12 protein-coding genes, 1 tRNA gene and 1 pseudogene are annotated in these 12,586 nt (G+C 66.8%); 6 read left to right on the top strand and 8 right to left on the bottom strand.

Annotated elements, in window-relative coordinates; all coding sequences use genetic code 11:
• Nucleotides 1-90 (top strand): annotated as a pseudogene (locus tag ASF26_RS22670) (IS5/IS1182 family transposase); the annotation flags it as partial.
• Between the two features lie 437 nt (nucleotides 91-527).
• Nucleotides 528-695, top strand: coding sequence for a hypothetical protein (locus tag ASF26_RS22675; RefSeq protein ID WP_156462956.1), 168 nt, complete (start codon nucleotides 528-530; stop codon nucleotides 693-695).
• Nucleotides 696-1,039: 344 nt separating this feature from the next.
• Here the strand turns inward: ASF26_RS22675 and ASF26_RS11145 are convergent.
• Both ASF26_RS11145 and htpG read right to left on the bottom strand, forming a co-directional pair.
• Nucleotides 1,040-1,129, bottom strand: a tRNA-Ser gene (locus ASF26_RS11145).
• Nucleotides 1,130-1,229: 100 nt separating this feature from the next.
• Nucleotides 1,230-3,062, bottom strand: coding sequence for a molecular chaperone HtpG (gene htpG / locus ASF26_RS11150; protein ID WP_056253597.1), 1,833 nt, complete (start codon nucleotides 3,060-3,062; stop codon nucleotides 1,230-1,232).
• 176 nt (nucleotides 3,063-3,238) lie between these two features.
• Between htpG and ASF26_RS11155 the strand changes: the two genes are divergently transcribed.
• From ASF26_RS11155 to ASF26_RS11165, 3 genes are all read left to right on the top strand, one after another.
• On the top strand, nucleotides 3,239-3,544 hold the full coding sequence (locus tag ASF26_RS11155) for a hypothetical protein (RefSeq protein ID WP_348271085.1): 306 nt from the start codon (nucleotides 3,239-3,241) through the stop codon (nucleotides 3,542-3,544).
• A gap of 134 nt (nucleotides 3,545-3,678) precedes the next feature.
• Complete coding sequence (locus ASF26_RS11160) at nucleotides 3,679-4,830, top strand: FIST N-terminal domain-containing protein (RefSeq protein ID WP_056253683.1); 1,152 nt, start codon at nucleotides 3,679-3,681, stop codon at nucleotides 4,828-4,830.
• Complete coding sequence (locus ASF26_RS11165) at nucleotides 4,827-6,170, top strand: hybrid sensor histidine kinase/response regulator (RefSeq protein ID WP_056253602.1); 1,344 nt, start codon at nucleotides 4,827-4,829, stop codon at nucleotides 6,168-6,170. Before ASF26_RS11160 ends, ASF26_RS11165 begins: the two co-directional genes overlap by 4 nt.
• 26 nt (nucleotides 6,171-6,196) lie before the next feature.
• Here the strand turns inward: ASF26_RS11165 and ASF26_RS11170 are convergent, their stop codons facing one another.
• From ASF26_RS11170 to ASF26_RS11195, 6 genes are all read right to left on the bottom strand, one after another.
• Nucleotides 6,197-7,387: an L-dopachrome tautomerase-related protein gene (locus ASF26_RS11170; RefSeq protein WP_056253605.1), complete on the bottom strand. Its 1,191-nt coding sequence runs from the start codon at nucleotides 7,385-7,387 to the stop codon at nucleotides 6,197-6,199.
• Nucleotides 7,388-7,419: 32 nt separating this feature from the next.
• A complete protein-coding gene (locus ASF26_RS11175) occupies nucleotides 7,420-8,391 on the bottom strand; it encodes an SMP-30/gluconolactonase/LRE family protein (protein WP_056253687.1) in 972 nt (323 codons plus the stop codon).
• Between the two features lie 65 nt (nucleotides 8,392-8,456).
• Entirely contained in the window at nucleotides 8,457-9,662 is a 1,206-nt protein-coding gene (locus ASF26_RS11180) for an L-dopachrome tautomerase-related protein (RefSeq protein WP_056253608.1), read from the bottom strand.
• A 96-nt stretch (nucleotides 9,663-9,758) separates the two neighbouring features.
• Nucleotides 9,759-10,124 (bottom strand): response regulator, encoded by a 366-nt coding sequence (locus ASF26_RS11185; protein WP_018045478.1) that lies wholly within the window; start codon nucleotides 10,122-10,124, stop codon nucleotides 9,759-9,761.
• Nucleotides 10,125-10,298: 174 nt separating this feature from the next.
• Nucleotides 10,299-10,868: a hypoxanthine phosphoribosyltransferase gene (hpt, locus tag ASF26_RS11190; protein ID WP_056140962.1), complete on the bottom strand. Its 570-nt coding sequence runs from the start codon at nucleotides 10,866-10,868 to the stop codon at nucleotides 10,299-10,301.
• Between the two features lie 70 nt (nucleotides 10,869-10,938).
• A complete protein-coding gene (locus ASF26_RS11195) occupies nucleotides 10,939-11,718 on the bottom strand; it encodes a DUF3426 domain-containing protein (RefSeq protein ID WP_056253612.1) in 780 nt (259 codons plus the stop codon).
• Nucleotides 11,719-11,875: 157 nt separating this feature from the next.
• On the opposite strand from ASF26_RS11195, the gene ftsE reads away from it, so the two are divergent.
• Nucleotides 11,876-12,574, top strand: a complete 699-nt coding sequence (gene ftsE / locus ASF26_RS11200) for a cell division ATP-binding protein FtsE (protein ID WP_156462961.1) — start codon at nucleotides 11,876-11,878, stop codon at nucleotides 12,572-12,574.
• Nucleotides 12,575-12,586 lie beyond the last annotated feature (12 nt).

The raw sequence follows: 12,586 nt of genomic DNA on the forward strand, positions 1-12,586 counted from the left end.
CGCTACGAGCGACGTGCAGACATCTACGAGGCCTTCACGAGCCTCGCGACCAGCCTCATCACTCTCAACCAGATCAAACGGTTCTGTTAGGCGCTCTTAGCCGATGGCCTAACCCTCAACGGTTGGCACATCCACAAACGCCGTGCGTCCGTAAGGAGCGGACATGCGATTTGTCGTGCCGAGACGTCAGCGTCGGCGCTCAACATGCAGTCCGAGTCTTATTCTGCTGTTGACGCTCTTCCGGGAAAGCATGAGCGAGATTTTAGCAGGTTATGAGTTCGGCGCGACACCGACGGGTCGGTAGCCCCATGCATCGGCGCTGACATCGCATGAGAAGCGGGTATCAGGCAGTGATCCATGGGTATGGCCATACAGATGCCGCGTCCCGCGCCAGAGGCCGGGCTAGGCCTGATGCGCGTAATGTGCGAAATTAGCCGCCATTCCCCACCATCAGCATCGCTAACGATGATCCCCGCACTTTCCTGCGGCGGTGTCACCCACGGCAATTCGAGAACCCGATTGGTGTCGTGATTGCCGCGGATCAGCCGCCTTCGGCCTTTCAGGACCTCAAAGAGATCCGCGCAGCGCACCCGGCTCGCTCCGGCGGCGAAATCGCCGAGATGCCAGACGTCATCGTCGGCGCTGACAACGTCGTTCCAACCCTCGATCAAAGCCGCGTCGTGATCATCGATTGATTCCGGCCACCTCTCCTCTCTGACGCAGGACGTGAGCATCTCTGAAGTGCGTGTCAGCAGTGAAGAAGGTAGCCATCCGAATCCGACGTCGCCGCGTGCCTTGAGTGGTTGGCCACCATTCGAACTCATCCGCCTCGGTAGGGATCAGCGCTTGCGAGCCAAATAGTCGCGTTGATCAAAACGCTGCCAGGCACCTCAAACGCTCGGCCTCGCGCGCGCGGCGAAGTCCGGCAAGATACAGCTTTAGCCGACACAAGCCGATACAAAATGTGAGGCAAATTGAGGGCGACGACCCAGCGCCAAACGGAATTTCATAGCGAAGCCAATCACTTATCGAGGGAAAGTGGCGGAGAGGGGGGGATTCGAACCCCCGATGGGCTTGCACCCATGCCGCATTTCGAGTGCGGTACAATCAACCGCTCTGCCACCTCTCCGCGGGGCGCCTCGATGAGACGGAGGCTCGTTAACACGAGTTCGGTCGAGATCACAAGTCGGGAGCGCACAAAGAATGCGCTCCCGTCGAACGTCGCGGGTTCAGGCGCCGGAGGCCAGGGCCGCGGCGACCTTGCGGGCGAAGGCCACGGGGTCGCGCGGGGTGTCGCCGTCCTGAATGCGGGCGAGATCGACGAGGGTGCCGGCGGCCTCCGCCACATCCTCCCCGGCTTCCGCCTTGGCGCCGAGGGAGGCGATCAGCGGGTGGCGCGGGTTGATCTCGAGGATCGGTAATCCGCCGGCTCCACGCCCGGCCCGGCGCAGAAGGCGCTGCATCTGCAGGTCGGGTCCACTACCGGAGGCCGAGAGCACCACGGCGCTCTCCACCAGCCGGTCGGTGGTTCGCACTTCGGCGACGTCCTTCGCGAGCGCCGTCTTGAGGGCGGCGACGAGGGCATCGACCGGGGCCGGCGCTTCGCCGGCCTCTTCCGCGGCGGCGATCTTCGAGAGGTCCAGGCCGCCCTGGGTCACCGACCGCAGGGGCTTCTCCTCGAACCGGCCGAGCTGCTCCGGCCAGAACGCGTCGACATGGTCGGAGAGCAGCAGCACCTCGACGCCGCGGGCGCGGAACCCCTCAAGTTGCGGCGAGAAGGCCAGGGCGTCGGCATCGTCGGCCACGAGGTAATAGATCGCCTCCTGGCCGTCCTTCATGCGCGAGACGTAATCGGGCAGGGAGGTCCAGCCTTCCACCGCCGAGGAGCGGAAGCGCAGGAGCGGAGCGATCTCGCCCCGGCGCTCGTAATCCTCGTAGATGCCCTCTTTGAGGACGGGGCCGAAATTCTCCCAGAAGGACTGGTAGCCCTCCGCGTCCTTGGCGCGGTTGCCGAGTTCGGAGAGGACACGGCCGGTAACCGCGCGACGGATTTTGGTGAGGACCGGAGTCGCCTGCAGCATCTCGCGGGACACGTTGAGGGGCAGGTCCTCGGTGTCGACCACACCCTGAACGAAGCGCAGCCAGGTCGGCAGCAATTCGGCCTCATCGGTGATGAACATGCGCCGGACGTGGAGCCGGACCTTGCTCGCGCGCTCACCCTCCACCGCCTGGAACGGCTTCATGCCGGGGATGAACAGCAGGGCCGAGAATTCGAGCGCCCCCTCCGCCCGCCAATGCAGTGTCGCCCAGGGCTCGTCGAAGTTCATGCCGACATGACGGTAGAGCTCGGTGTACTGCTCCGGAGTGACCTCGGACTTCGACTTGCGCCACAGGGCCGTGCCCTGGTTCGCAGTCTCGGTCTTGCCCTCGGAGACGATGGCCACCGGGACGGTGATGTGGTCGGCCCATTTGCGCACGACGTGATCGAGGCGGTAGCTCTCCAGATACTCGTCGGCGTCCTCCTTGAGATGGAGAACGATGTCGGTGCCGGGCTCGTCGCGTGTCGACTGTTCCAGGGTGTAGCTGCCCTGGCCCTCCGAGGCCCAGGTCCAGGCTTCGTCGGAGCCGGCGCGGCGCGAGGTGACGGTCACCCGGTCGGCTACCATGAAGGCGGAGTAGAAGCCGACGCCGAACTGGCCGATCAGGCTGGGTTTGTCCTCGGCCTTCGCGTCTCCGAGCGACTGGCTGAAGGCGCGGGTGCCGGAGCGGGCGATGGTGCCGAGATTCTGCGCCAGTTCGGCCTTGGTCATGCCGATACCGGGATCGGAGATCGTCAGCGTGCGCGCGGTCTTCTCGGGGGTGATCGTGACCTTCGCGTCGGCGGGCGGGGCAGAGACCGATTGCGTCAGCGCCTCGAAGCGGCGCCGGTCCATGGCGTCGGCGGCGTTGGCCACCAGTTCGCGCAAGAAGATTTCGCGGTCGGAATAGAGGGCGTGGACCACGAGGTCCAACAGCCGGCCGACCTCGGCACCGAATTCGTGCCGTTCCAGGGTATCGCTCAAGGGTTTGCCTCCGGGGATCGAACGGTGCGCGATATGACCCCTGCGGCGGGGAAATTCAATATCGGCAAGTAGAAGTCGGGTCCGGCATGCAGCCGCCGGGGGCAGGCGCCCGGTTCATGCAACCTTGTCCGGTCTCGGGCGTAGCCGTGTCTGAATCACCACGTTCGAGGACCACGATGATGGAACCGATGAAGCCGATGGAACCCATGAAGCCCATGGAGCCGATGAAACCCATGTCCGGTGGCGAGGCCTGGTGGCCCCAGGAACTGGGCCAGCCCTCCACCAGCGGAGGCCAGAACGGGATGCGCTACGCGTTCTTCCCCGATGCGCGCCGGCTCGTCATCGACACGGATGGCAAGCGCACGACCTACGATACCGGCGATCACCAGATCAGCGGCGTTTCCCAAAGCAACGGCTCCGCGCCGACCTTCTCGTCCCGCCAGGGCGACGTGTCGGTGAAAGACCTTAAGACGGTGGATTGAGCCCAAGGGGCGGCGCTTGCGAGCGCCGCCATTGCGCCCGGCCCGACGCACCGACATACTCCTCCCACATGACGTCGAGGCGCAAAGCCGACGCACGATGCCGAGGGGACGGGACGGTGAAGGAGGGCACGCGGATGCGTGGGCATCTGTGCGGGATCAGGACAGCCTGGACGGTCGCCGCGACGGCGGCCGAGGCAGTGACGGACGTCACCGCCGGCATCGGTTCATCCCGTCTCTCGCATCTGCTGGCCTTCTTCTCTCCCGATTACGTCGTCGATGAATTGAACACCGCCCTCGCGGGCGCTTTCCCCGGCATACCCATCACCGGATGTACCATGTCGGGCGGCATCTGCCCGGCGGGCGGGCTGGATCGCGGCCTCGTGGTGGTCGCTTTCCCCGAAAAGGGGTTTCGCGTCGTCTCCGCGATCCTCGATGCCATCGACCATCTCGACGTGGCGCGCACCGCCTCGTTCGTCCGTGCCCTGCGGCGGATCCTGGAGACGGAATCCCCCGATGCCGCACCGAACCGGCGCTTCGCCCTGTCCTTCATCGATGGCCTCGCCAATGCGGAGGAGACGGTGGTCTCGGCCATCGCATGGGCGCTCGATGGCATCCCCCTGGTCGGCGGATCCGCCGGCGACGACCTGAATTTCCGCGAGACGGTGCTGCTCCACCAAGGCTCGATCCATCGCCGGGCGGCGGTGGTGGTCCTGGTGGAGACGGATTATCCGTTCCAGATCTTCAAGAGCGATCATTTCGAGCCGACGACCACGAAGTTCGTGGTCACGGCCTCCGACGACGAGCAGCGCATCGTCCACGAGTTGAATGCCGAGCCTGCCGCCCGCGAATACGCCATGGCGGTGGGGCTCGACCCGGAAGCGCTGACGCCGATGAGCTTCGCCGCCTATCCCCTCGCGGTGAAGGTCGGGGGCGAGTACTTCTGCCGCTCGATCCGGCGCATGAACGCCGATGGCTCCCTGAGCTTCTTCTGCGCCATCGACGAGGGCGTCGTCCTCACACTGGCCCAGCCGCGCGACATCGTGGAGACCACCCGGAGCGAACTGACCCGTCTCGAAGCGGCACTCGGGGGGATCGATCTCATCATCGGCTTCGATTGCATCCTGCGCCGTCTCGATGCTGAGAGCCGGCAGGTCCGCCAGGGCATCTGCGACCTCTATCGCCGCTATGACGTGGTGGGGTTCGAGACCTATGGCGAGCAGTACCGGGCGATGCACCTCAACCAGACCTTTACCGGCATCGCCATCGGCCGGCTGGCCGCTTCATGACAGCCGGCTCTCCCAGCGTCGGCGACGAAGAGGCCAGCCGCCGTATCGCCAAGCTGGAGCGTATCAACGCGGCGCTCATGGCGCATGTGGAGCGCACCATGGACCAGCAGGGGGGCGCCTATTCGCTGTTCCAGACTGCGATCATGCTCGAGGGTCGCGTCCGCTCCCGCACCGAGGAACTCACTGGCCTGATGCACAGCCTGGAGCGCTCCAACGCCGCGTTGGTCGCGGCCAAGGAGGAGGCCGAGACCGCCAACCGCTCGAAGACCCGTTTCCTCGCCGCCGCCGGGCACGACCTGCTGCAGCCGCTGAACGCAGCGCGCCTCTCGGCCTCCGCCCTGTCGGACATGCCACTCGGCTCGGAAGCCCTGGCGATGTCGGCGCAGGTCGAACGGGGGCTGCAGACCATCGAGGACCTGATCAAGACTCTTCTCGACATCTCCAAGCTCGATGCCGGCATCGTCCGCCCGGTCATCCGGCCGGTGGCTCTCGGCGATCTGCTCGACGGGATCGCGGCGAGCTTCATGCCGATGGCCGAGCGCAAGGGCCTGCGCCTCGCGGTCCGCTGCCCGGAGATCCGGGTGGACAGCGACCCGGTCCTCCTTCGGCGCATCCTGCAGAACCTCGTTTCCAACGCGATCCGATATACTGGCCGGGGCGGCGTACTGATCGCCGCGCGCCGGCGTGGTCGGCTGTGCCGCATTGAGGTGATCGATACCGGCTGCGGCATCGCGGAGAGCGAGCGCCATCTCGTCTTCGAGGAATTCTACCGGGGCGGCGGAGCGGGTGACGAGGGCGAGCCGGGACTTGGCCTCGGACTCTCCATCGTCCAGCGCATGGCCACGGCCCTCGACCATGCCCTCGTCCTCGATTCGCGGCTCCGCCACGGCACCCGGGTCAGCCTGTCCGTCCCCATCGGCGCCTCCCCGACCGAGACCATGGCCGGCCCCGCGCCCATCGCCACGCGGTTGACCGGGGCACGCGTCCTCATTGTCGAGAACGACCCGGCCACCGCCGATGCGCTGAGGCGTCTGCTGCAGAACTGGGACGCGGAGGTCAGTGTCCATCGCGACCTTGCGGGTGTGGCGGAGCGCGTCGCCGCCGGGCAGACCCCGCCGGACGTACTGATCCTGGATTTTCACCTCGATCACGGCGCCTGCGGCCTCGATGTCGCGAGCTACCTGCGCGGCGTAACCCGTTCGGCCCTGCCGGTCATCGTGACCACCGCGGACCATTCGCCCGGGATCGAGGCGGACGTGGCGATGATCGGCGCCGAATTGATGCACAAACCGATCAAGCCGGCGCAGCTGCGCGCCCTCCTCACGCACATGCTCGCCTGATCATACGACCGGGCGGGGACGCGACATCAGGCCGGGTCGGCGTCGATACGCATTCGGAGGATGGCGTAGGGCGGCTGCCGCATGTCGCGGCCGTTGTTGTAGTCCGGGCTCCGATTGACCTGCGCGGCGGTGATGTAGAGCCAGCGGTCGGGGGTGATCCAGAACGTGTCGGCCCAGATCAGCCGGGGATCGGTGGCGAGGATGGTGACGGTGCCGTCCGTTTCGCGCCGGCCGACCGCATTGTGCTCCTGCAGGGCGAGATACACGCGGTCCTTCGAATCCGCGATGAGGCCGCCGGTCATGCCCTTCTCGCCGAGATCCTCGACGGCGGCGGCGACCTCTGCATCGGACACCGCCGGGTCGAGGAGAAGTGCGGTCTCCACCGCGTAGAGGCGCCGGCCCATGAGCGGCGCATAGTAGAGACGGCGACCGTCGGGGCTGAGGGCGATGCCGTTGGCGCCACCCTGCACCGGGCGGGGCGGCCCCTCGGCCTTGCGCTGGAGGATCTGGCGGTTCTCGACGATCTTGACGATGCCCTTCTGGGATTCGGTGCTGGCATGCTCGGCGAGGCGCCGGACGACGCGGCCGCTGGCGAGATCCACCGCCAGGATCGCGCCGTGCCCGTCCTGGCCCTGGTCGGTGATGAAGGCCACCGCCCGGCCGTCGCGGATATCGACCCGCAGGTCGTTGAGCGAGGAGGTCGCGGTGACGCCGGCCTCCAGCGGGACCATTCTAACGATCCGGTTGGTCGCCAGATCGAACTGAACGAGCTTGGCCCCTCCCGGCATGGGCGGCCCAGCGCCGTCCGGCAGCCCGGCATCGAGAACCCAGAGCTTGTCGTCCCGGTCCATCACCCCGTTGGGGACATGCAGCAGGCGGGTCTGGGCGTGTTTGGCATCGGGCTGGTTGGTGGTCTCGTCGGGATAGGGCGTCACGCTCCCATCCGGCATGACTTCGCCGAGGGTGAAGGGCACCTTCGCGTTGAAGCGCGGCATCATCACGAAGATGCGGCCGCTCCGCGACAGAGTGAGGCCAGTGGGGTTCGAGGGCGCATCCGCCGCCATGGCGAGTTCAAGTCCCGGCACCCCTGGATCGCTGGCGACCGTCTTGCCGGATGCCGTAGGGGGGGAGCCTCCCTTAGCTGCAGAGGCCTGGCTGCTCAGGCAGGCAAATCCGGCGAGGCCGGCCGCCAGCATGTCACGTCGTGCGAAAGTCATTGATGCTGCAATCCTGAAAGAAATGACGTTGGTCAGCTGGCTTTCGCCGCGCCCCGGACCTTGAGATCGATGGCGGCCACCACGGAGCCGGCCGAGATGAAGAGGCGATGCCCGTCCGCCCCACCGAACTCGACGTTGGAGGCCGGCGTCGCCGTGGCGATCCGGCCGAGCAGCGTCCCGTCGGGTAGGTAGATGCGCACGCCGTCGGCACAGGCCGCATAGATCCGTCCGGCTTCGTCGATGGCGAGACCGTCCGGGGCGCCGGCATTGAGCGCGGCGACCACCCGTGGCTCGCCAAGGCGCCGGTCCTTCACCGGGAAGGCGAGGATGGCGCGCGCGCCCTCCGCATTGTCGAGGGCGGCGCTGGTCTCGGTGACGTAGAGCGTGTGGCCGTCCGGCGCGAAGGCGATGCCGTTGGGCTGGCCGACGGCGTCTGTCATACCTTGGACCTCACCGGCCGGATCGATCCGGTAGACCCGCCTCGCGGATTGGGCCGGCACCGCCTGAATGCCTTCATCCGGCACGGTGATGCCGAAGACGGGGTCGGTGAACCAGATCGCTCCGTCCGGCGCGAGCGCCGCGTCGTTGGGCGAGTTCAGGGGCTTGCCGCCGTAAAAATCCGCCAGCACGGTCATCGTCCCGTCGGGTTCGCGGCGGACGACGCGACGGGTCCGGTGCTCGCAGGTGACGAGGCGCCCCTTCGAATCGAGAATGTTGCCGTTGGCGTTGTTCGAGGGATCGCGAAACGGCTTCACTCCGCCATCCTCGCCGATGACCAGCATGCGGTTCGACCGCACGTCGCTGACGATGAGCCCCCCGAGATGCGGTGCCCAGCACAGGCCTTCGCACCACCGACCCTCGCGGTAGAGGGTCACCGGCCGGGCGGACGGATCGACCAGTTCGGCGAACCGGGGATCGTCTGACCGGAGGATCGGAGCCGCCGAAGCGTGCCCGCTCCAGAGACCGGATGCGGCGAGGCCGCAGAGGATGTCGCGTCGGCGCATGGGAAAGCTCGCAGGGGAGGGCGGGAATGCCCGGCCGGTCTCGCCGACCGATCGGGCCTTCGGTCTCAGCGGGCGGATGGGCTCGCCGTCGAGCCGGTGGCGTCGCCCGCCGAGGGCTTGATGCTCCACAGGTCGGTGGGCAGGGCCGCCGGTGCGTCGGGCTTGTAGAAGGCCGAATCCTGGATGCGAGAGGTCGTCACGTAGAGGGTGCCGTCCGGTCCCTCGGCGAAAGTGTCGGGCCAGCGCAGGCGTTTGTCCTGGATCAGGGTGGTGAGGGCGGAGCCCTTGGCGGACAGGTCGCGGACCTTGATCGAGTCATCCTGGGGCGAGGTGACGTACATCCGCCCATCCTTGCGCGAGATGATGAGGCCGTCCGCAGGGCCGTTCTCGCCCACCGTCTCCACCTTGCCCGACAGGCTCCTGTCGCTAAGTGCCTCCGGCACGAGCGCCGACGTCATCCAGCCAGTGAGCGCGGAGGTCGGCAGGCTATAGAGGGTCCGCCCCTTGATCGCCTGCCAGTAGAGGGTGCCCCCATCGGGCGAGAGGGCGATGCCGTCGGCGGCGAATTCCACGCCGCGCCCATCGGGGCGCCGCAGGGGCTTACCCTCGTAGGTCACGGTCACCGTCTTGTCTGGCTGGGTCGTCGGATCGCCGTCGAGGAGGCGGCGGGCCTTGCCGCTGGCGAGATCGACCACGACGAGGGCGCCACTTGCGCCCGAATCGGTGAGGTAGGCGGTCTGTCCATCCGGCGAGAAGCGGACGTCGTTGAGGTAGGAACCCTGCGGTGCCACGGCCTCGTCGAAGGCGATGGTGCGGGCGGGCCTGTTGGTCTTGAGGTCGATCTCCACGAGCTTCGGCCCATTCTTCACCACCGCCGCCATGGCGGGCGCGGCCGGATCGAGCACCCAGAGATTGCCGTCCGGGCTCGCCACCACGCTCTGGACGCAGATCCAATGGTCACCCGCCGAAACCTCGTCCTTGCGCGCGTTGCGCCAGGAATTCCACTCGGCATCGGGGAAAGGGGTGATCCGGCCGTCCTTCACCTCGGCGACGGAGACGGCGCTGTCCTCGGTCCAGCGCGGAAAGTTCACGAAGACGCGGCCATCCTTGGAGACGGTGACGCCGGTGACCTGATGCTCGAAGCTGGCGACCTTGGTGAGTGTGCCGGCGGCAGGACTGATCAGGGCTTCAGCCGCGGCGGCCCCGGATACGATCGTGCCGGAAAGGAGCGCTACGGCCAGGGCGGCGCGGGTCGTCGTCGATGACATCATAGGGCACTCGTCGCGAGGAAGGGAGGAATCGCTCCCTTCGGCAACGCAGTGACCGGCGGCCAAGCTTCATCGAAATTTCGCGGACGTGCGGCCCGTTCAGGCGGCGAGCGCGCGTTTCACCGTCGAGCGCAGGTCGGCCAGGGAGAAGGGCTTCGTCAACACATCGGTGACGATGGCGTCGAGGCCACGGGCCCGCTCGCGCTGGTCTGCGAACCCCGTCATCAGAAGGATGGTCAGGTCGGGAAAATCGCGCTTGGCTGCGAGAGCGAGGGCGATCCCGTCCATCAGCGGCATGCGGATATCGGTGAGCATCAGATCGAACCCGCCATCCGCTTCGATCAGCCGATCGAGCCCGTCGCTTCCATCCGACGCCGTCACGACGGAATGCCCGTCGATTTCCAGGCCCCGTTTCAGGAAGCCGCGCACGGGCTCTTCATCGTCAACGAGGAGGATTCGTGCCATCAACTCTTTGTCTCTGCTGGATCGCCCAGACTGCGCTTTTACTCAGCTTCGATGTCAAGGGCCGCTTTGCATCAAATGATATGCAAATGTTCTACTTGACCCGACCGCGCGCAATTGTCGCCCTAAAGCCACGGGTGTGCCTGATCGTCAGCTTCGCGTGCCTGCAGGACGGGCTCAGGTGCCGCCGAACAGGTCTGGCTCGCTGCTCACGTGGTCGACTAGGCCGACGAAGGGGAGTTGACGATATTCGTGGGCGACATCCATGCCGTAGCCGACCACGAAGACATCCGGGCAGGTGAATCCGACGAAATCGGCATCGATGGTCACCGCCCGCTTGCCCGGCTTCTCGAGCAGGACGGCGGTCAGGACCCGCTTGGCGCCACGCGCCATGAGCAGGTCCTTGGCGAAGACGACGGTACGTCCGGATTCCAAGATGTCGTCCACCAGGAGGACGTCGCGGCCGCGAACCTCACTCTCGACGTCGCGCAGGATCTCTACCTGCCCTGAGGAAACCGTGCCGCTGCGATAGCTCGACAGGTGGACGAACTCGACCTGCGGAGACAGGCCGGACCGGTGCAGCGCCCTCAGCAGGTCGGCTGCGAACATGAAGCTTCCCTTGAGAACCGCCACGACGAGGAGGTTCTCGGGCTTGGCGGCGACGATGGCCGCGGCCAACTCCTCGTTGCGGTTCGCGATGGCGGTTTCGTCGAAGAGGACGCGCACGCGTCGGGTCGGGCTGGTCATACGATCTCTTTACCACGAGCGGGCGCGGGTGGCACCGTTTTTTGCCCTGCGCGAGAGGCAATGTCTGGTGTCAATGACCGAGATCCGTGTCCGGCACACCGCGCTCCGGTGCGAAGCCGACCTTGATTGTGCGCCCCTGCATCGGAGGCGCCGACAAGCTCGCCCTGAACCGGGCCGTCTCGCGATCCTCGAGGCTGGAGCGCGGCGGCGCCACGGTCCAGCGGTAGATGGTCTGGTCCTGCGCATCGCGCACCTCGACCTCGATCGGCGGCACCGGGACGGGGGTGCCCGCCACGCCGACCACGTCGCCCTCGACAACGAGTTGAGACGCGGCGCCCTCGCCCTGGGTCTGATAGGCTGAAAGATCGCGGATCTCGATGCCGCGCAGGTTCACCGGCATGCCGATCCGAGCATAGAGCGCGGCGCTCTGGGGCATGGCCCGCACCACGGTACTGCGCGCAAGTAGCGCCAGCGGTACGCCTGCCAGCAGGGCGAGCCCGAAGGCGGCGACCGGCGACGGAGCGCCCCATCGTTTTGGAGGGGGCGTGCGTCCGCGGGGCTTACGGACCGGCTTCTCCTCCGGCATCGGATCCACCGCTGCGGCTTGGGCCTCCTCGGCCAGCGCCGCTTCCCATGCATCGAGATCGGCCTGCGCTTCGCCGCGCCCCTCCACCGAGCCCATCGCCGCCTGAATCTCGGCCATCTCCTCCGCGAGGGCGGCGGCGACCTCGTCGGGTGAGATGAACCAGGTCTCGCGACAGGCGGCGCAGCGCACCGAGCGGCCTTCGACGCCGACCCTGTCGGTGGCGATGTCGTATTCGCTTGCGCAGGACGGGCAGACGATCAGCATGGCGAATCGACGCCTCGAATTCTCGATCGGCGGTTGCCGGTTCGGTGAAAAAGACTCACACCATCATCGCCAAGAGCGGTTAATCCTCCGTGAAGCGGCAGAATGGGAGCACAGGCTTGTCAGCAGAATCAGGCATCAACGGATCCGGGCATCTCGCGTGACCGCTGACAGCCTCCTGTCGGGCGTCGAGGAGCCCGTGGTCCAGTTCGAAAACGTCGGCATGCGCTACGGCCTCGGGCCGGAAGTGCTGAGCGACGTGAGCTTCCAGATCGCCCCGCGCTCGTTCCAGTTTCTCACCGGCCCCTCCGGCGCGGGAAAGACCACTCTGCTGCGCCTGATCCTTCTCTCGGTCCGGCCCACGCGCGGGCTGGTCTCGGTGTTCGGAGAGGAAGTCAGCGACATCTCCAACGAGGCGCTCACCGGTTTGCGCCGGCGGATGGGCATCGTATTCCAGGATTTCCGGCTGCTCGACCACCTCACTACTTACGAGAACGTCGCACTGCCGTTGCGCGTCCAAGGCAGGTCGGAGACGAGCTACCGTGCCGAGGTGGTCGAACTCCTGCGCTGGGTCGGTCTCGGCGAGCGCATGCACGTCCTGCCGCCGCTTCTGTCGGGCGGCGAAAAGCAGCGCGCGGCGATCGCCCGGGCGCTCATCGCGCGGCCGGACCTTCTCCTCGCCGATGAACCGACCGGCAACGTCGATCCCGGTCTCGGCCGGCGGCTGCTGCGGTTATTCATCGAACTCAATCGGCTCGGAACCTCCGTCCTGATCGCCACCCACGACTTCGCCCTGATGGACCTCGTCGACGCCCCCCGGCTCGTCCTGGGTCAGGGCCGGCTGCAGATCGAAAAGTGATGGGTCGTCAGG

The sequence above is a fragment of the Methylobacterium sp. Leaf93 genome, assembly GCF_001422345.1.
Taxonomy (GTDB): Bacteria; Pseudomonadota; Alphaproteobacteria; order Rhizobiales; family Beijerinckiaceae; genus Methylobacterium; species Methylobacterium bullatum.

Excerpts from the sequence above, each read along its gene's own strand:
- hpt (WP_056140962.1), bottom strand. The coding sequence starts at position 10,868 with ATGACCAGCCCGACCCGACGCGTGCGCGTCCTCTTCGACGAAACCGCC.
- ASF26_RS11175 (WP_056253687.1), bottom strand. The coding sequence starts at position 8,391 with ATGCGCCGACGCGACATCCTCTGCGGCCTCGCCGCATCCGGTCTCTGG.
- ASF26_RS11165 (WP_056253602.1), top strand. The coding sequence starts at position 4,827 with ATGACAGCCGGCTCTCCCAGCGTCGGCGACGAAGAGGCCAGCCGCCGT.
- ASF26_RS11155 (WP_348271085.1), top strand. The coding sequence starts at position 3,239 with ATGATGGAACCGATGAAGCCGATGGAACCCATGAAGCCCATGGAGCCG.
- ASF26_RS11170 (WP_056253605.1), bottom strand. The coding sequence starts at position 7,387 with ATGACTTTCGCACGACGTGACATGCTGGCGGCCGGCCTCGCCGGATTT.
- ASF26_RS11185 (WP_018045478.1), bottom strand. The coding sequence starts at position 10,124 with ATGGCACGAATCCTCCTCGTTGACGATGAAGAGCCCGTGCGCGGCTTC.
- ASF26_RS11195 (WP_056253612.1), bottom strand. The coding sequence starts at position 11,718 with ATGCTGATCGTCTGCCCGTCCTGCGCAAGCGAATACGACATCGCCACC.
- ASF26_RS11180 (WP_056253608.1), bottom strand. The coding sequence starts at position 9,662 with ATGATGTCATCGACGACGACCCGCGCCGCCCTGGCCGTAGCGCTCCTT.
- ASF26_RS11160 (WP_056253683.1), top strand. The coding sequence starts at position 3,679 with ATGCGTGGGCATCTGTGCGGGATCAGGACAGCCTGGACGGTCGCCGCG.